Raw genomic sequence first — 17516 nt, forward strand, 5'->3', positions numbered from 1 at the left:
CCCCAGCCGCCCCCGCCCGACGCCACGGCGACGGTCACCGCGACCGGGTCGGTGCTGGCCAGGACGGCGCCGAGGACGAGCGCCATCGGCAACGACAGCGGCGTCGCCGCGGACGCCACCGCGCTGACGGCCGCGGCGGGCGCCAGGACCAGGCCGATCACCAGGACGCCGACCGGCTTCCACACCACCTTCAGCTCGCGCCACGACAAATCCTCGGCGCTCGCGTACAGCAGCGGCGGCAGAACCACGAGACCGATGGCCTCGGGGCTGATCTCGATCCGCGGGGTGCCGGGCAGCAGGGCCACCCCGAGCCCCGCGACGACGAGAAGGGAGGGTGCGGGGATGCGCCACCGGCGCGCGAAGGTCGCCACCACTGTGGCCAGGACGACCAGTGCAAGGACCGTACCGACGCCGCGCATGCCGTCCCCCTGGGGCTTCGAGGGGAGCCACCATGGCTCCCAGCCGACCAGACTTCCCGGCACACCGCCTTCACCTCATTCCCTGTTCTGCGGCTCGCCGCGCCGGACCGAGCCCGGCGCGCGGGGAGCGGGGCGGTCGGCGCGGGCCGAAGAGGTCAGCTGCCAGGGGACGCTGGTGACCATGACTCCGGGGGTGAACAGCAGGCGGCTCTTGAGCCACAGGGCGGACTGGTTGTGCAGGAGGTTCTCCCACCAGTGGCCGACGACGTACTCCGGGATGAACACGGCGACGATGTCCCGGGGGCTCTCCCGGCGGACATGGCGGACGTACTCGACGACCGGCCGCGTCACCTCCCGGTACGGAGAGTCGATGACCGTCAGCGGTACGTCGATGCCGTACTCCTCCCAGCGCCGGCGCAGCGACTGTGCCTCGTCCCGGTCGACCGCGACGGTGAGGGCCTCGAGGCGGTCCGGGCGGAAGGCGCGGGCGTACGACAGGGCGCGCAGGGTCGGCTTGTGGACGGTGGAGACCAGGACGATGGCGAACACCCGGGTGGGCGGGGCGAGTTCGTCGCGGGGGTCGGTGACCGCGAGTTCGGCGGCGGTGGTGTCGTAGTGGCGGCGGATGCCGCGCATCATCATCCACAGCACGGTCGCGGCGAGTACGGCCAGCCACGCGCCCTCGGTGAACTTGGTGGCCAGCACGATGACGAGGACCAGACCGGTGACGACCGCGCCCACGGCGTTGATGACGCGGGCTGTCCGGTGGTGCCGCCGGATCGCCGGGTCGCGCACCGTGCGCAGGTCCCGGTTCCAGTGGCGGACCATGCCGAGCTGGGAGAGCGTGAACGCGGTGAACACGCCCAGGATGTAGAGATGGATGAGGCTGGTGACGTTGGCGCGGTAGCCCCACAGCAGTAGGGCGGCCACGATCGCCAGGGCCAGGATGCCGTTGGAGAAGGCGAGCCGGTCGCCCCGGTTGTGCAACTGGCGGGGCAGACAGCGGTGCTGCGCCAGGATCGAGCAGAGCAGCGGGAAACCGTTGAAGGCGGTGTTCGCCGCGAGGATGAGGACGAGCGCGGTCGCGGCCTGGATCACGTAGAAGCCGATCGTCTGATCGCCGCCGAAGACGGCGGCCGCGATCTGGGCGATGACCGTGCGCTGGGTGTACGACGCGCAGTCGCCGCCGAGGCCGGTCAGCCGGCAGGTGTCCTCCGCGATGTGCACCTTGGAGACGATCGCGAGCGTGGTCACGCCGACGAACAGGGTGATGGCGATGAGGCCCATCGCGGCCATGGTCGTGGCCGCGTTCCTCGGCTTGGGCCTGCGGAAGGCCGGCACTCCGTTGGAGATCGCCTCGACACCGGTCAGGGCCGTGCAGCCGGAGGAGAAGGCCCGTAGCACCAGCATCAGCAGCGCCAGGTCCGTGAGGTGCGCGTCGCCCTGTTCGGGTGTGATGCCGTACCCGGCGGATGCGGCGACGGGCGCGTCCCCGAGGAGATAGCGGACCAGACCGGTCACGATCATGACCAGTACGCTGCTGATGAAGAGGTACGTGGGCGCCGCGAAGGCCCGCCCGGACTCGCGTACCCCTCGCAGGTTGATGGCGGTCAGCAGCGCGACGAAGCCCACGGCCATCGCCACGCGGTGGTCGGCCAGTTCGGGGACGGCCGAGATGATGTTGTCGACTCCGGAGGCGACCGACACGGCCACCGTCATCACATAGTCGACGAGCAGCGAGGCGGCCACGACCAGGCCCGCCGACGGGCCGAGGTTGGTGGACACCACCTCGTACGAGCCGCCGCCGCTCGGGTAGGTGACGACGACCTGCCGGTAGGACAGCACCACCACGGCCAGCAGGAACACCACCGCCGCCGCGATCCACGGCGTGAAGTGCAGGTACGCCAGCCCGCCGAGAGTGAGGACGAGAAGGATCTCCTGCGTCGCGTACGCCACGGAGGACAGCGGGTCGGAGGCGAAGATCGGCAGGGCGATCCGCTTCGGCAGCAGCGTCTCGTGCAGTTCCTCGCTGCGCATGGCGCGACCGATCACCAGCCGCTTGAGTACCTCCGTCACGTTGAACACGGCGTGAGGGTAGGCGGCCACGGGCGCAGTGTGGGGGAGGGCGACCCGTCCCCTGGGGCGTGTCACTCCAAACCGGAGACCTTGAAGACGGTCCGGGCGGTCTCCCGGTCGATCCGCTGCGACAGCTGGAGCAGCGCGGTGCCTCCGCACAGCAGCATCCCCTGGGCTGCCGACGCACGAGCGTCCTCGTTCAGCCGGTGCCACAGCGGCGGGTTGGCGACCAGGACCCGGGGATCGATCTCCACCCGGTCACCGAAGGCGTCCCGCAGGACCAGCCGCTGAGTCACACCCTCCAGCCAACGCACCGACACCAGATGGTCGGTGCGCACCCGCCGCTCCCGCCGCAGCCCGCGCGAGGACAGCCAGCCCGCGCCCGCGGCGACCCGGGGCGGGAGCAACACCAGGAAGAGCAGGACGGCGAGGACGCCCCACAGCGCTGCCCGCCAGGGCGAGAAGTCACCGGCACCCCAGTCGACCAGCAGCAGAAGCCCGAGAAGCCCGCCCGAACAGCGGATCGTGCTGCGTAGTTCCCCGGCCCAGTGGCTGTCGTACGCCACTGCGGCCGGCTGGTGCGGATGCGCGGGGGCTCTGTCGTCCCGGGCGTCGTCAGGGCATCCCATGAAGGTGACGGTAGACAGCGAAACGGTCGTTACCGCGGATCTTGACGCGTCTCTGATGAGCTTCTTGCCGGATTTCCACGCCCCCGTCAGGGCCGGCCGCGCAGCGCGCTCCCTACGCGACCATCATCAGCAGCATGGCGGACATGTTCCCGCCCATGCCGATGTGGGCGGCGAGGGCCGCTTCCGGTGCGGCACCGGTCCTTCGGCGGCGGCCCCCGTGGCGGCCTCGTTCCGTCGTGCGGGCCTTGTCCCACACGGAGAGCGTCAGTGACGCCAGGAACACGACGACGGTGTCCGGCATGGTGAGCAGCCAACGGCCCCACCTGTGCCGCCGACCGCTCTCACGGCCTCCGGGGAGGGCGTTCCGCGTCGCGCCACGGACACGCGCCCACACGGACGCGGCGACGGACAGGAGGAAGTAGGCGGCCAGGGCGGCGATCAGGAGGCGCCACACGGAGGACGACGACGAGGCCTCGGCTCCGGCCGTGGCCCCGTGAGCGCCCACACCGGCCATGTCCATCCCCGGCATGGACTCCATGCCTGCCATCCCCGGCATACCGGCCATGGAGCCGTGGCCCAGCGCGAGTACCGGACCGGACGGTGTGGTGGTCATCGCCAACGTCATGATCACCATGCCGGCGCTGCCGACGATGAGGTGCACCCAGTGACGGCCCTGCTGCCAGCCGCTCGCGCGCGTCTGCCTGACGGCCATCGCGACGGCGCCGAGCCCGAGGAGACCGAACGTCACCGCCCACCACATGCCGGATGCCCCGTACCAGGTCGCCGTCGCGGGCAGGGCCATCGCGGCCATGCACAGCCCCATCAGCAGGTCACCGCCCGCCGCGAACCGGGTTTCCCCGCTCGTGGTCATCACCCGGACCGCGCTGACGGCGGCGACCAGAGCGGCGACCGCGGCGATGGACCAGGTCAAGGCCAGAGTTCCCATCTCCACCACTCCTCGTTCGCCCGGTTGGGGCACTTGGGGGGTCTTCGGACTGCTGGGCCCCCTAGTACGTGGTGGGTCGAGGGATCGCTCAGCGCTTCAGCGCTGTGGGGGATTCCCGGAAGCCCGGACCGAGGTACGCAGCGATCCGACCGTCCTCAGGAGCCGGTCGGCCGGTTCCCGTAGCGTGGAGTGGGCCAGGACCGTGTTCCGCAGGCCGCGTACCGGCCTGCGCCATATCCGCAGCGCCGCCGCCACGGGGTGGGGGCGGGTCGCGAACCCCTCGCCCACGCGCAGTTCGCGGGTCTTGAGCCAGTCCTTGTACTCCTTGTCGCCGCGCCCCAGATCCATCACCCGCACACCGTCCCGGGCCGCCGCTTCCGCCATCCGCAGATGCATGATCAACCCGGGCGAGTAGTAGCGCAGTTCGGGGTCGTACGCCGTGAACCAGGCCGCGAAGACGGTGCGCGACCTCGGCCCGAAGTGCGCGGCCACCGGGCGGTCACCGGCGTACACCACGGACAGCACTCCGGTGAAGTGCTCCTCGCGCACCTGGAACAGGTGGTCCACCAGATCCACGATCCACGGGCGTGCGAAGCGGTCCATCCGTCCCGTCCTGCGGTACTGGGCGGACTTCCACCGCATCAGCGTGCGCAGCGCCGTCGGGTCGCGCTCGTCGAACACGAACCTCATCTCACCCAGGTCCCGCCCCAGGCGGCGCTCCTTCTTCAGCGTCGTCTTGGCCAGCCCCGGGTACGCGCCGCGCAGCCACTCCGCGTAGCTGCCGTCGCCGGCCCTCAGATCGACCACCGGTGAGGCGAACGTCCCCGTGACGTAGCTGCCGAACGGCTTCTGTTCGTCGACGAGGTGGTCGAACTCGAAGACCGACAGCCCGCAGGCGCGCAGCAGTTCCCGGGTGTCCCAGGTGACGCCGGGCAGGTGGACCAGTGCCTGGCAGTCGGAGAGGCCGAGACCGATGGCCCGGCCGACTCCGAAGGCGCCTCGCTCGTACGGGAAGAAGCCCACGGGCTCCCCGCCCTCGTGCAGGACCGCCACGTGCGCTCCACCGCGGTACGTACCGATCCCGGCAGCGAACTCCGGTCCCAGGAAGGGGTTGGCGTAGTCGGGCGACTCGTCCATCAGCTGGTGCCAGGCCCGGCGGAGCGAGGTGTTCAGTTCCTCGGGCCGGTGGATCGTGATGTGTAAGGCGCGTGGAACATGGCTCACAGCTCGCATGGCGACCCCCCGGTCTCCCCCCGTGACGCGTGCCCGCGTCCCGCCGCTGCCCGGACTGCCGAACTGTCCGGCCGGGTCAAACTTCGCGAAACAGTACGCACGCTGTCAAGAGAGTCCTGCGTCATGGAAGAGTCACAGATCGGGTGGCTCACCCCAGAACGCCGCGGTCGTAGGCCACCGCCACCGCGGCCGCCCGGTCCTTCACCCCCAACTTGGCGTACAGGTGGGTCAGATGGGTCTTGACCGTCGCCTCACTGATGAAGAGCTCCCGGGCGATCTCACGGTTCGACGTGCCCTTGGCGACCAGTTCGAGTACCTCGCGCTCGCGGGCCGAGAGCGCCTGCCCCGCGGGAGCGGCGGGCTTGCGGACGGCGGAGACGAGGCGGGACGCGACGGCGGGGGACAGGACGGTGCGCCCGTCGGCGGTGGCCCGGACCGCCGTGAACAGTTCCTCGCGGGGCGCGTCCTTGAGCAGGTAACCGGTGGCTCCCGCCTCGATCGCGGGGATCGTGTCGGAGTCCGTGTCGTACGTCGTGAGGACGAGGACCTTCGCGCGGGCGCCGCGCCGGGTGAGTTCGGCGATCGCCTCGACGCCGCTGCCGGCCGGCATGCGCAGATCCATGAGGACGACGTCCGGGTCGAGGCGCAGGGCGAGTTCGACTCCCTCGGCCCCGCCGCCGGCCTCGCCGAGGACGTGGAAGCCGGGATCGGAGGCGAACATGCCGCGCAGACCGTCCCGTACGACGGGGTGGTCGTCGACGATCAGCAGGGTGATGATCCGCTCAGCCATGGCGCACCAACGGTACGCGCGCACTGATCGCGGTGCCCTGGCCGGGCTCGGACTCGACGGCGACGGCGCCCGCGACGCGTTCGGCGCGGGCCCGCATCCCGTCCAGGCCGAAGCCGCCGGTTCCGGTGCGCGGCACGACGGCCAGCGGGTCGAAGCCGAGCCCGTCGTCCCGTACGTCCAGGGTGACTTCGTCCCCCATGTAGGACAGGGTGACGCCCGCGCGGCCGGCGCGGGCGTGTCTGGCCGTGTTGGCGAGGGCTTCCTGGGCTATCCGCAGGAGCGTCGCGGCGACCTCGTCGTGCAACGGTTCCTCGGTGCCGGTGACGGTGAACCGCGCGGTGATCCCGGTGCGTTCGGACCACTCGGTCACCGTGGTCTTCAGCGCCTCGGGGAGGCTGTCCTGTTCCAGAGCGGCGGGGGACAGGTTCTGTACGGAGCGCCGGGCCTCGCCGAGGGACTGGCGGGCCAGCCTCTGGGCGCGGTCCAGGTGCTCGCGGGCCAGCTCGGGGTCGCCGGTGGAAGCGACCACCTGGAGCTGGGCGATGATGCCGGTCAGGCCCTGGGCGATGGTGTCGTGGATCTCGGCGGCCAGACGACGGCGTTCGTCGGCGACACCCGCTTCCCGTGCCTGGACGACGAGTTGGGCGTGCAGGGCGGCGTTCTCTGCGAGGGCCTTCTCCAGAGCGGCGGTCTTCTCGGCCCGCTCGGCGATCTTCTCGGCTTCCTTCTCCTCCAGGTGGGTCATGGCCATGACGCACACCCAGTGCACGGCGAGCACCACGACGAAGGCGCCCCACTCCATCGACGAGGCCGGGGGCGGCAGGAGGCCGGACTGGGAGGCGGCCAGGATGACGGCGGTGGCCAGGAGCCCGGCCCGCGCGGCCCGCGGCGGCAGCAGCCGCCCGGCTTCGAAGTAGCCGAGCGAGGCGTAGATCGCGAAGAAGGGGTTCATCCAGGTCAGGGCGAAGGCGAGGGCGGTACGCACCACGAAGTACACGCGCCCCGCGGTGGTCCCCTCGGGCAGCACCCGGACGCCGACGACGATACCGACGCCGTCCACGTCGACGGACTGCCCGGCCCGGTCGTGGCCGTCGGCCGCCTCCTTCGCCAGCAGCCGGGGAACGGCCCGGGTCCACCACACCTGGAGGGCCAGCGCGGCGAGGAGCAGGACCCCCGCCGCGTACATCTCCCGCCGGGACATGAACAGGTGGGCGGACACGGCCCCGATGAGCGTGGCGAGGCCCAGCAGGGCGTACGGCCCGTACCGCAGGAACTGCGCCCAGCGCTCCTCGAGCGTCGTCGCCATGTGTGCCCTACTCCCACTTGAACCAGCGTCGGGCCGCGGCGATCAATGCCACTGCCCACAGCGCCGTGACCCCGAGGTGTGTCCAGCTCGGCCAGTCTCCCGCGGCGGCGGCGTCGAGGGCTTGGGCGGCGGCGCCGAAAGGGGTGAGGTTCACGATGTGCCGGAGGACGTCGGGCATGGTCGCCACCGGCATCCAGAGGCCGGCGGTGAACATCGCCGGGAAGAACACCAGCGAGCCTACCGCCTGGGTGATTTTCGTCGTACGGCCGACGGCGGAGACGGTGCCGCCGACCGCCAGCGTGGCCAGGGTGGCGAGCGCGAAGGCCACGAGGTAGCCGAGGAGCTGGCGGGGCAGGGCCACGTCGAACACGATCCGGCCCACGGCGAGGGCGAGTGCCGCCGAGAGCGTGGCGGCGGCGCCGTGCAGCGCGATCTGCGCTCCGATGAGGGCGCCGGGCCGCATCGGGGTGGTGGACATCCGGCGCAGGATGCCGCGTTCGCGGTAGCCGGTGAGGACGGGCGGCATGGACTGGATGCCGGACACGATCATGGCGAGCAGGATCACGATGGGGACGTAGAGGTCCACGACACGCAGGCCGTTGAGGTCGGCCTGGGGCTCCCTGAAGGACGGGACGGAGCCCAGGATGCAGAGCAGGACCGTGGGGAAGGCGAGGATCCAGAACAGGGCGCCGGGCTCCCGCAGGAAGAGGCGTGCCTCGGCCTTGAGGACGGCGGTGGCGCTGCCCTTGACGGCGGTGGGGTGGGCGTGGGTGAGGGCGGTCATGTGTCCGTTCCCGTTCCCGTCAGGTCGAGGTAGGCGTCGTCCAAGGTGGCCTCGGTGACACGGAGTTGATGGGCGGTGATGCCCCGCGCGGCGAGCAGCGAGAGCAGGGCGCTGACGGTCTCGTCGGTGCCGTGGATGACGACCCGGCCGTCCTTCCGCGTCACCGACACCGCCGACGGCAGGGCCGCCAGTTGCTCCGTGTCCAGTTCGGCGGACGGCCTGAACGAGATCTCCGTACCGCTCGCCGTGCGCTCGATCAGCCCGGACGGGGTGTCCAGTGCGGTGATCCGCCCCCGGTCGATCAGGGCGATCCGGTCGCACAGGCGCTGCGCCTCCTCCATGAAGTGCGTGACCAGCAGCACGGTGACACCGCTCGCGCGGACATCCTCGATCAGCCGCCAGGTGTCGCGGCGGGCCCGCGGATCGAGCCCGGTGGTCAGCTCGTCCAGGACGACGATCCGAGGGTTGCCGACGAGGGCGAGCGCGATGAACAGCCGCTGCTTCTGGCCGCCGGAGAGCTTCGCGAACCGGGTGCCGAGCGAGCCGGTGAGCCCGAGGCGCTCGGCGAGGGCACGCCAGTCGGCGGGGTCCGGACAGCAGGCGGCGTACAGCTCCAGCGCCTCGCCGGCCGTGATCTTCGGCTGGAGTTCGCTCTCCTGCAACTGTGCGCCGAGCACGCGGGTGACGGGGCCTCGGTCGGCGACCGGGTCGTACCCGGCGACGCGGATGCGGCCGGTGTCCGGGCGACGCAGCCCCTCCACGCACTCGACGGTGGTGGTCTTGCCGGCGCCGTTGGGACCGAGGATCCCGAAGATCTCGCCCTCCTCGACGGCGAAGGACACGCCGTCGACGGCCTTCCTGTCCCCGTAGGCCCTGTGCAGGCCGCTGACTTCGATGACTGCCATGGGCATCAGCGTGCTGGAGCGGGGCATGGGCGGACATCGGCCATCGCGCTCGAAGGGGGATCAGCCGATCGGTTGATGGTCGGGTACGACCCTCACGGCCCGGTCAGCGGACCCGTAGGACATCAAGCGCCGTGAGCGCCACGTGCAGTTCGGTGCGTTCCTCGCCGGATTCCAGGTCGCAGTCGAGCAGGCGCTCGATCGTGCGCAGACGTTGGTAGACGGTCTCCCGGGAGAGGTTGCCGCGGCGCGCGGCGGTGGTCTTGTTGCCGGCCGCGTCCAGGTACTGGCCCAGGGTGGTCAGCAGATCGGTGCCGTGCCGGGTGTCGTGGTCGATGAGGCGGCCGAGGCGGCGTTCGGCGTAGTCCTGGATCCGGGTGTCCTCGCGCAGCGCGTACAGCAGCCGACGCAGTCCGAGGTCGGACAGTTCGTGGAAGGACCGGCCGTCGGGGAGGGGCTGGCCCGGTGGGGTCGCCTCGGCCACGCGGGCCGCCTCGCGGAAGGAGCGGGCCGCGTCGGACAGTTCCGTGATCCCGGAGCCGACGCTCACGGTCGCTTCGGGCGCGAGGTCCCGCGCGGTTCGGCTCAGTCGCTCGACCGTGAGACGCCACGGCAGGTCGGCGCGCAGGGCCAGCAGGATGCCGAGACGCCCGGGAGCCAGGGCGCCGACGAGGGCCGGGACCCCGGAGGTCCGGAGCTCCTGGGACAGGCGGGCCTCCAGGTCGGCGGCGTCGTGTGCCCGTACGCCCACCTGTACGGCGCGGAAGCTGCCGTCCTCCGTGGGCATGCCCAGGGCGGCGAGGCGGGCGCGTGCGTCCTCGGGGGAGCGGTGGCGCTGTTCGGTGAGGTCGCGCAGGGCGTTTCGGTGCGCCGTGCGCTCCCAGGGGGTGGGGTGGATGAGGCGGGCGATGGTCAGGGCCATCGCCGTTCTCTCCAGGACGGTGACGTCCTCGGCGCCGAAGGACCCCAGGGCGTCGAAGGTGCGGGTGGAACCCGGAGGGTCCTGCGGGCCCGGCGAGTCAGGTGTCCCGTAGGCCCAGGTGCCGGAGGCGGTCGGCAGCATCGCCACACGGCCCCAGCGCTCGCCCTGGTACTCCACGGGCGCCACCAGCCACCCCTCAGGACCGCGCACCTCCGGGTGGTCACAGGGCGGCGTGGCCCTCGAACGCTGTTCCCAGCCGGTGAGCGCCTCCACCACCGTGCTGCCGGAGGGCTCGCAGATCAGTGCCTGGTGGACCAGGTTCTCCAGGACGACCGTGTGGCCGCTCATCTCCGAAGCCGCACGCACCACGTCCTCGGGGCCCGCACCGCGCAGCGTCAGGGCGGTGAACGCCTCGTGGACGCGCTGGGTGCGGCGCATCGCCTCGGCCTGGTTGCCGAGGATGAGCGCGTGCAGGACCTGGGTGACCTCCAGGAAGTTGACGTCCTTGGCGAGCGTGACGAGGGGCAGGCCACGGGCACGGCAGGCGTGGACGAGCGCGTCGGGCGGGCGGTGGTAGCGCCGGACGAGCTCGATCACGAGGGCCGCGGCTCCGACGTCGGCGAGTTCGTCCACGTACCGGCGTACGCCCGCCGTGTCCTCGGGCAGGGGCATGCCGGTCGTCAGGACGAGTTCGCCGCCCTTGAGGAAGGAGGCGGGGTCGGTCAGCTCGGTGATGTGGACCCAGCGGACCCGCCGGTCGAGGCCGGGCACGCCGGTGACGACCTGCGGCTGCCCCGCGGCCAGCACGGGAAGGGCGAGGACGCCGGCCACGGTGAGGGGACGGCCGGACGGGGTGGCGTCCGGCTCGTCGGGGTCCGGCGGCCGGGGCGGTCCGGCGTGGTCGCTCATCGTGCCTCCCTGGGTGCCCGGACACTGTGACAAGTGGGGCTGACCTGCGCAAGAGTGACCCGGTGGCCGCCGTCGTGGTCCCGGGCGGGGCGCCCGGCCCCGGAGTGGTTGACACAACGTCCGAATGTGGGCTTCCCGGTGGACAGATCAGGCGTTGCCCTCGACGCGTGCGGCCCGGGATGCTCGAAAAGCGGGAGCAGACCACGCAGTTCACGACGCACGGCCGGGAGATGAACATGACCGCACTGTCGCCGCACCTTCGTCAGGCCACGCCCGTGGTGGCGGTCCGGGGCGAGGGCGTCCACCTCTACGGCGAGGACGGCCGCCGCTATCTGGACTTCACCGCCGGCATCGGCGTCACCAGTACCGGACACTGCCACCCCACCGTCGTGGCGGCCGCGCAGGAACAGGTGGGCACGCTCGTCCACGGCCAGTACACGACGGTCATGCACCCGCCGCTGCGGCGGCTGGTCGACAAGCTGGGTGAGGTGCTGCCGGCCGGCCTGGACAGCCTGTTCTTCACCAACTCCGGCAGCGAGGCCGTGGAGGCCGCGCTGCGGCTCGCCCGGCAGGCCACCGGACGCCCGAACGTCCTGGTCTGTCACGGCGGTTTCCACGGCAGGACCGTGGCCGCCGCCTCCATGACCACCTCCGGCATCCGCTTCCGGTCCGGCTTCTCGCCGCTGATGAGCGGAGTGGTCGTCACCCCCTTCCCGACGGCCTACCGGTACGGATGGGACGAGGACACCGCCACCCGCTTCGCCCTCCAGGAGCTCGACTACACGCTCCAGACGATCTCGTCGCCCGCCGACACGGCCGCGATCATCGTCGAACCGGTGCTGGGCGAGGGCGGATACGTGCCCGCGAACCGCGCGTTCATGGAGGGCCTGCGGGAACGGGCCGACCGCCACGGCTTCCTGCTGATCCTCGACGAGGTGCAGACCGGCGTGGGCCGCACTGGCCGGTTCTGGGGGCACGACCACTTCGGTGTCACCCCCGACATCCTGGTCACCGCCAAGGGGCTGGCCAGTGGGTTCCCGCTGTCCGGCATCGCGGCCTCCGAGGAACTGATGAGCAAGGCATGGCCGGGCTCACAGGGCGGGACGTACGGCGCCAACGCCGTCGCCTGCGCCGCGGCCTGCGCGACCCTCGATGTCGTACGCGACGAGAAGCTCGTCGAGAACGCCGAGGCCATGGGCGCCCGGCTGCGCGCCGGACTGGAGGCGGTGGCCGAGCGGACCCCGGCCATCGGGGACGTACGCGGCCTGGGGCTGATGCTGGCCAGCGAGTTCGTCACCGAGGACGGCAGCCCCGACCCCGACACGGCCGCCCGGGTCCAGCGAGCCGCCGTCGACGAGGGGCTGCTCCTGCTGCTGTGCGGGGCCTGGAACCAGGTGGTGCGGATGATCCCGGCCCTCGTGATCGACGAGGCGGGAGTGGACGCGGGCCTCCAGGCGTGGACGGCCGCGGTGGAGGCCGGCACCTCGGGAGCGTCCGGCCGATGACCGATGCCGCCGGTGTCCTGGCGGGTCTGGTGGCGGGTCCGGTGGCCCGGATCGCCGGGACCACGCCGGACCCGAGCCTGGACACCGGCCCCGAAGCGCGCGCCGCGGGCGTCGAGGGCGGAGTGGCGCTCGACGCGCCGCGCACGGCGGCCGGCGGGCACGGCCCGTGGACACGATGGTCACCTTCTCGCACGGCGAGGACGACTCAGTCGGCGCGGCCCGCCGCCGCGTCGGCGTTGCCCGGCCGGCTGTCACCGGCCTGCGCCCTCGCCGGTTGCGTCACCCAGGTCGACCACCTCGCCGGAGGCCGGGGTATCCACGTCGTCCGTCCCGCAGAACCGCTCGACCCCGATCCCGACCCCGCTGCCGATCAAGCCGTTCGACCAGGAGAGACCTCATGACCGACGTACTCAGGCAGTTGTTCATCGGTGGGGCCTGGGTGGACGCCGCGGACGGCGCCACCATGCCCGTGGACGACCCGGCGACCGGGGAGATCCTGGCCCGTGTCGCCGACGCGGGCCCGAAGGACGCCCGGCTCGCGGAGGACGCCGCCGTCCAGGCACAGCAGGAGTGGGCCCGTACGGCACCCAGGGCACGCAGCGAGATCCTGCGCCGAGCCCACGAGATCATCCTCGACCGTACCGACGAGCTTGCCCACCTGATGACGTCCGAGATGGGCAAGCCGCTGGCGGAGGCGCGGGGCGAGGTGGCGTACGCGGCCGAGTTCTTCCGCTGGTTCTCAGAGGAGGCCGTACGCGTCGACGGCGGCTACGGCACTCTGCCCGACGGCCGCAACCGCATGCTGTTGACGCGCCGTCCAGTCGGGCCCTGTCTGCTGATCACCCCGTGGAACTTCCCGCTGGCCATGGGCACCCGCAAGATCGGCCCGGCCATCGCGGCGGGCTGCACGATGGTGCTCAAGCCCGCTCCGCAGACGCCGCTGTCCAGCCTCGCGCTGGCCGGCATCCTGAAGGAGGCGGGGCTGCCGGACGGCGTCCTGAACGTGGTCACCACCTCGCGGGCGGGTGAGGTGTGCGAGCCGCTGCTGCGCGGCGGGCGCATCCGCAAGCTGTCCTTCACCGGCTCCACGCAGGTCGGGCGGCTGCTGCTCGCCCAGTGCGCCGACACGGTCGTCCGCACGTCGATGGAGCTGGGCGGCAACGCGCCCTTCATCGTCTTCGACGACGCCGACCTGGACGTGGCGGTGGACGGCGCCATGGTCGCCAAGATGCGCAACATGGGGGAGGCGTGCACGGCCGCCAACCGCTTCTTCGTCCACCGGTCGGTGGCCGAGGAGTTCGGACGGCGCCTCGCCGAGCGCATGGGGGCGCTCGTGGTCGGTCCCGGTACCCGGGACGGCGTCGATGTGGGTCCGCTGATCGACACCGCGGGCCGCGCCAAGGTCGAGGAACTCGTCGCCGACGCGGTGGAGCGCGGCGCCCGGCTCCTGATCGGCGGCCACACGCCGGAGGGCCCGGGCTGCTTCTACCCGCCGACCGTGCTGACCGACGTGGACCCGGGAAGCCGTCTCATGGAGACGGAGATCTTCGGCCCGGTGGCGGCGATCCTCACCTTCGACGACGAGGACGAGGTCCTCCGCCGCGCCAACGACACCCCTTGGGGACTGGTCGGTTACGTCTTCACCGAGGGCCTGGATCGCGCCCTGAGCGTCAGCGAACGGCTGGAGGTGGGCATGGTCGGCCTCAACACCGGCCTGGTGTCCAACCCGGCCGCACCGTTCGGCGGCATCAAGCAGTCGGGACTGGGCCGGGAGGGCGGCCGGGTCGGGATCGAGGAGTTCCTGGAGTACCAGTACCTGGCGATTCCGGTGCGGTGAGGCGCGCCCCGGCAGGGGTGCGGTAGTGACACGGTGCGTGGGCGTGACCAGCCACGACGGACCCGCGGCCGGTGCACGTGCTCACGCCCCCAAACGCCGCGCGGCGATCTCCGCGGCCGTGTCCGCCACCAGCCGCCCCCACTCGGGAAGCCGCGCGGCGTCGTACCGCGAGTCCGGCATGGACACGGCCACCGAGGCCAGCGGCGTACCGTCCTCGTCCAGAATCGGCGCGGCCACGGCGCACACGTCCGGCCGGTACTGGTTGAGGTTGACCGAGTAGCCGTCGGCCCGCACCCGCTCCACCTCAGCACGCAGCCGGTCCGGATCGGCCGGCGTGGACTCGCTGAAGCTCTGCAGCCCGTGGCTGATGAGCTCCTCCACGTCGGCCTTCGGCAGGTGCGCGAGGATCGCGCGCCCCGTGGCCGTGGCGTGCAGCGGCGAGGTGTCGCCGATGCCGTAGAACGTCCGGACGGCGTGGTGGCAGTCCACCCGGTCCACGACCACCATGGACTGCAGCGCGTCCGGCACCGACAGGTGGATCGTCTCGTTCAGCGTGTCCCGGAGCCGGATCATGGGCTCCCGCGCGGCGGCGAACAGGCTTGATCCCTGAAGCGCGGCGGGCCGTACGGCCAGCACCCGCGCCCCGATCTCCCAGCGCGTGGTGTCCTTGCGGTTCGCCCGCAGCCAACCCGCCTCGTTCAGGGTGACCAGCGTGCGCTGCACCGTCGACTTGGGCAGCCCGAACAGCTTGGTCAGTTCCCCCACGGTCACCGGCTGGTGCTGTGCCACAGCCTCCAGGATCCGAAGTGACCTGGTGACGCTCTTCATTTCCATCGGATTTCCCCCGTTAACTCTGCGAATCCCGTGTGTGCACCTCTTGACTCCCTCCCGGCTCACTGCCATTCTCGTGCCAGATTCTAGCACAACGTTCCACAATGTGGCACGGCCTCACAAGAAGTGACCCGAAGCCCTCTCTCGTCCCGGACGGTGCTCGTAGCGACCCCGCTGTCGCCCCTCCCTCCGGAATCTCACATTCCGCATACTGGGCGCCCAGCATCCAAGCCCAGGGAGACGAAAGGAACCCCCGTGTCTGCCAGCAAGCGCGTCGCCGTCGTCGGCGTCGGAACGATGGGCAGTCAGGCCGCCTGGCGCCTGGCGGCCCGCGGAGCCGAGGTCGTCGGGTACGACCGCTACGCCCCGGGCCACGACCGCAGCGCCGCCGGTGGCGAGACCCGGATCTTCCGCAGCGCCCACTTCGAGGACTCCCGCTACGTCCCGCTGCTCAAGCACGCCGACGCCCTGTGGGAGGAGCTCCAGCGGGAGACCGGCCGCGAGCTGCGCAGCCTGACCGGGTGTCTGCTGATGGGGCCCACCGAGCACCAGCAGATGGCCACCGTCCTCAAGTCCATCGCCGACCACGGTCTCGACCACGAGGTGCTCGACGCCGAGTCCCTCGCCAAGCGCTTCCCGCAGTTCCGGATCGAGGACGGCGACGCGGCCGTGCTCGACCGCCACGCGGGCTTCATCCGGCCGGAGTTGACGGTCCAGAGCGCCGCCCGCCGAGCGGAGCAGCTCGGCGCCCGCATCCACCGCTACACCCCGGTCCGCGAGATCGTGCCCGTCGCGGGCGGAGTCGAGATCCGCACCGACGCCGGCACCGAGAGCTTCGACACCGCCGTCGTCACCGTCGGCCCCTGGGTGAACGACCTGCTGCCCGACCTGCCCTGGGACGTGGACATCCGCCGGCTGATCAACGCCTGGTACGTGCCCACCACCGACACCTGGTTCGGCCAGGAACGCCCCGCGTTCATCCGCACGGCGCCCACCCACTGCTACGGACTGCCCTCCCCGGACGGCGTCTCCGTCAAGCTCGGCCTGTCCCGCGCCCTGCACCGCCCGGCCGGCGACCCGAACCAGCTGGACCGGACCGTGCAGCCGGAGGAGCTGGAGATCTTCACCGACCTCATCGGCCGATACATGCCGGACCTGAACCCGGATCCGACCCGCCTCTCCGTCTACATGGAGGGCTACACCGAGAGCAGCCGCCCCCTCGTCGGACCTCTGCCCGGCGCCGAGAACGTCGTCCTGCTCGCCGGGTTCTCCGGCCACGGCTTCAAGCTCTCGCCCGCCTTCGGCGACATCGCGGCCGACCTGGCGCTCGACGGAACCTCACCTCAGCCCATCGACTTCATCTCCACCCTCGACCGGACGGAGGCCTGACGACGATGACAACGACCAACGACTCCCTCTCCGTCGGCACCCTGCGCGCCGAGCCCGGCACCAAGGCCCGCGGCAGCGTCCCCGCCGACCTGGGCACGCTCACCGTGGACATCCCACTGACCCTGGTCAACGGCGCCCGCCCCGGCCTTCGCGTGCTGATCACCGCGGGTGTGCACGGCGGCGAGTTCACCGGAGTGGACACCGCCACCCGTCTCGCCGCCCTGCTGGAGCCCGGCGAGATCCGCGGACAGGTGATCGTCTGTCCGGTCGCCAACCCCCCGGCGGTGTACCAGGGCAGGCTCGGCATCTCCCCGCTGGACGGCGTGAACATCAACCGAGTGTTCCCCGGCGACCCCGAAGGCGGCCCCACCGAACGGCTGGCCGCCTGGCTCTTCACCCACCTGATGGACGGCGTCGACGCCTACGCCGACCTGCACTCCGGCGGCATCGACGAGACGCTGCGGGACTTCGTCGGCTACCGCCTGACCGGTGAGGCGGACCTCGACGCGAGAACGGCGGACATGGCCCGCTCGCTCGGCATCGAGGACGTCATCCTCGGACTGAACGCCGAGGGCGGCAACAGCCACGCGGCCGCCGCCCGCCAGGGCGTCCCGGCGATCCTCGTCGAGACGGGCGAGCTGGGCGAACGCGACCCAAAGACGGCCCGCCACCTGGTCGGCGGCCTGTACGGGCTGCTGCGCCGACTCGGCGTCCTCGCACCCGACGGAGCGACGGACGGACCACCGGACGAGCCCGCCCTCGTACGCGCATGGGTCTGGGCCGCCGGGATCACCGCCGAGGCCACCGGGCTGTGGTACCCGGAGTTCACCGCCGGGGACGACGTGACGGAGGGCCAGGTCATCGGGCGCGTCATCGACCCGGCCGACGGCCAGGAGCACAAGGTCCACGCCCCGGTCACCGGACGGATCTTCTACGGCATGCACGGCCTCACCGTGGCTCCCGGCGCCGAACTGGCCGCCATCGCCGCCCCGGCACCGCGAGATCCGGACCGCTGACCCAACGCCCCACGCCCAACGC

16 protein-coding genes are annotated in these 17516 nt (G+C 71.7%); 5 read left to right on the plus strand and 11 right to left on the minus strand.

Translation table 11 applies throughout. The features are described 5' to 3' along the window. The 10 genes from FNH08_RS22920 to FNH08_RS22965 form a co-directional block, all read right to left on the minus strand. Positions 1-419: cation:proton antiporter domain-containing protein (locus tag FNH08_RS22920; protein ID WP_194238571.1), on the minus strand; the 419-nt coding region annotated here is incomplete at its 3' end. A 75-nt stretch (positions 420-494) separates the two neighbouring features. After that, positions 495-2456 carry an APC family permease gene (locus FNH08_RS22925; RefSeq protein WP_152773397.1) on the minus strand — a complete coding sequence of 654 codons (1962 nt, stop codon included), beginning with the start codon at positions 2454-2456 and terminating at the stop codon, positions 495-497. Between the two features lie 110 nt (positions 2457-2566). Then, positions 2567-3124 carry a hypothetical protein gene (locus tag FNH08_RS22930; protein ID WP_152773377.1) on the minus strand — a complete coding sequence of 186 codons (558 nt, stop codon included), beginning with the start codon at positions 3122-3124 and terminating at the stop codon, positions 2567-2569. Positions 3125-3236: 112 nt separating this feature from the next. After that, positions 3237-4070 (minus strand): DUF5134 domain-containing protein, encoded by an 834-nt coding sequence (locus FNH08_RS22935; RefSeq protein WP_152773379.1) that lies wholly within the window; start codon positions 4068-4070, stop codon positions 3237-3239. A 96-nt stretch (positions 4071-4166) separates the two neighbouring features. Then, positions 4167-5303: a GNAT family N-acetyltransferase gene (locus FNH08_RS22940; RefSeq protein ID WP_152773381.1), complete on the minus strand. Its 1137-nt coding sequence runs from the start codon at positions 5301-5303 to the stop codon at positions 4167-4169. Between the two features lie 148 nt (positions 5304-5451). Beyond that, positions 5452-6093 (minus strand): response regulator, encoded by a 642-nt coding sequence (locus FNH08_RS22945; protein ID WP_152773383.1) that lies wholly within the window; start codon positions 6091-6093, stop codon positions 5452-5454. Further along, positions 6086-7399 carry a sensor histidine kinase gene (locus FNH08_RS22950; RefSeq protein ID WP_152773385.1) on the minus strand — a complete coding sequence of 438 codons (1314 nt, stop codon included), beginning with the start codon at positions 7397-7399 and terminating at the stop codon, positions 6086-6088. Before FNH08_RS22950 ends, FNH08_RS22945 begins: the two co-directional genes overlap by 8 nt. 7 nt (positions 7400-7406) lie before the next feature. Then, positions 7407-8183, minus strand: coding sequence for an ABC transporter permease (locus tag FNH08_RS22955; RefSeq protein ID WP_152773387.1), 777 nt, complete (start codon positions 8181-8183; stop codon positions 7407-7409). Beyond that, positions 8180-9088 carry an ABC transporter ATP-binding protein gene (locus FNH08_RS22960; RefSeq protein ID WP_152773388.1) on the minus strand — a complete coding sequence of 303 codons (909 nt, stop codon included), beginning with the start codon at positions 9086-9088 and terminating at the stop codon, positions 8180-8182. The genes FNH08_RS22955 and FNH08_RS22960 overlap by 4 nt, the downstream gene beginning before the upstream one ends. A 103-nt stretch (positions 9089-9191) precedes the next feature. Next, the gene (locus FNH08_RS22965; protein ID WP_152773389.1) at positions 9192-10916 is read right to left on the minus strand and encodes a PucR family transcriptional regulator; all 1725 of its coding nucleotides are present in this window, start codon (positions 10914-10916) and stop codon (positions 9192-9194) included. 236 nt (positions 10917-11152) lie between these two features. Between FNH08_RS22965 and FNH08_RS22970 the strand changes: the two genes are divergently transcribed. The 3 genes from FNH08_RS22970 to FNH08_RS22980 are packed head-to-tail and all read left to right on the plus strand — an operon-like array spanning position 11153 to position 14258. Then, a complete protein-coding gene (locus FNH08_RS22970) occupies positions 11153-12421 on the plus strand; it encodes an aspartate aminotransferase family protein (RefSeq protein ID WP_152773391.1) in 1269 nt (422 codons plus the stop codon). After that, the gene (locus FNH08_RS22975; RefSeq protein WP_152773393.1) at positions 12418-12822 is read left to right on the plus strand and encodes a hypothetical protein; all 405 of its coding nucleotides are present in this window, start codon (positions 12418-12420) and stop codon (positions 12820-12822) included. The genes FNH08_RS22970 and FNH08_RS22975 overlap by 4 nt, the downstream gene beginning before the upstream one ends. Next, positions 12819-14258: an NAD-dependent succinate-semialdehyde dehydrogenase gene (locus FNH08_RS22980; protein WP_152773394.1), complete on the plus strand. Its 1440-nt coding sequence runs from the start codon at positions 12819-12821 to the stop codon at positions 14256-14258. Before FNH08_RS22975 ends, FNH08_RS22980 begins: the two co-directional genes overlap by 4 nt. An 81-nt stretch (positions 14259-14339) precedes the next feature. Here the strand turns inward: FNH08_RS22980 and FNH08_RS22985 are convergent, their stop codons facing one another. Further along, on the minus strand, positions 14340-15086 hold the full coding sequence (locus FNH08_RS22985) for an IclR family transcriptional regulator (RefSeq protein ID WP_152773398.1): 747 nt from the start codon (positions 15084-15086) through the stop codon (positions 14340-14342). A 258-nt stretch (positions 15087-15344) separates the two neighbouring features. Between FNH08_RS22985 and solA the strand changes: the two genes are divergently transcribed. Together solA and FNH08_RS22995 are read left to right on the plus strand one after the other, a co-directional pair. Further along, positions 15345-16478 carry an N-methyl-L-tryptophan oxidase gene (solA, locus tag FNH08_RS22990; protein ID WP_322725153.1) on the plus strand — a complete coding sequence of 378 codons (1134 nt, stop codon included), beginning with the start codon at positions 15345-15347 and terminating at the stop codon, positions 16476-16478. A 5-nt stretch (positions 16479-16483) separates the two neighbouring features. Beyond that, positions 16484-17494 (plus strand): succinylglutamate desuccinylase/aspartoacylase family protein, encoded by a 1011-nt coding sequence (locus FNH08_RS22995; RefSeq protein WP_152773395.1) that lies wholly within the window; start codon positions 16484-16486, stop codon positions 17492-17494. The last annotated feature ends 22 nt before the right edge of the window (positions 17495-17516 follow it).

The sequence above is a fragment of the Streptomyces spongiae genome (genome assembly GCF_009377185.1).
Lineage (GTDB): Bacteria > Actinomycetota > Actinomycetes > Streptomycetales > Streptomycetaceae > Streptomyces > Streptomyces spongiae.

Bases quoted from the DNA above. Each gene is read 5' to 3' on its own strand.
- FNH08_RS22925 (WP_152773397.1), bottom strand. From the start codon at position 2,456: ATGCGCAGCGAGGAACTGCACGAGACGCTGCTGCCGAAGCGGATCGCC.
- FNH08_RS22930 (WP_152773377.1), bottom strand. From the start codon at position 3,124: ATGGGATGCCCTGACGACGCCCGGGACGACAGAGCCCCCGCGCATCCG.
- FNH08_RS22935 (WP_152773379.1), bottom strand. From the start codon at position 4,070: ATGGGAACTCTGGCCTTGACCTGGTCCATCGCCGCGGTCGCCGCTCTG.
- FNH08_RS22940 (WP_152773381.1), bottom strand. From the start codon at position 5,303: ATGCGAGCTGTGAGCCATGTTCCACGCGCCTTACACATCACGATCCAC.
- FNH08_RS22945 (WP_152773383.1), bottom strand. From the start codon at position 6,093: ATGGCTGAGCGGATCATCACCCTGCTGATCGTCGACGACCACCCCGTC.
- FNH08_RS22950 (WP_152773385.1), bottom strand. From the start codon at position 7,399: ATGGCGACGACGCTCGAGGAGCGCTGGGCGCAGTTCCTGCGGTACGGG.
- FNH08_RS22955 (WP_152773387.1), bottom strand. From the start codon at position 8,183: ATGACCGCCCTCACCCACGCCCACCCCACCGCCGTCAAGGGCAGCGCC.
- FNH08_RS22960 (WP_152773388.1), bottom strand. From the start codon at position 9,088: ATGGCAGTCATCGAAGTCAGCGGCCTGCACAGGGCCTACGGGGACAGG.
- FNH08_RS22965 (WP_152773389.1), bottom strand. From the start codon at position 10,916: ATGAGCGACCACGCCGGACCGCCCCGGCCGCCGGACCCCGACGAGCCG.
- FNH08_RS22970 (WP_152773391.1), top strand. From the start codon at position 11,153: ATGACCGCACTGTCGCCGCACCTTCGTCAGGCCACGCCCGTGGTGGCG.
- FNH08_RS22975 (WP_152773393.1), top strand. From the start codon at position 12,418: ATGACCGATGCCGCCGGTGTCCTGGCGGGTCTGGTGGCGGGTCCGGTG.
- FNH08_RS22980 (WP_152773394.1), top strand. From the start codon at position 12,819: ATGACCGACGTACTCAGGCAGTTGTTCATCGGTGGGGCCTGGGTGGAC.
- FNH08_RS22985 (WP_152773398.1), bottom strand. From the start codon at position 15,086: ATGAAGAGCGTCACCAGGTCACTTCGGATCCTGGAGGCTGTGGCACAG.
- FNH08_RS22995 (WP_152773395.1), top strand. From the start codon at position 16,484: ATGACAACGACCAACGACTCCCTCTCCGTCGGCACCCTGCGCGCCGAG.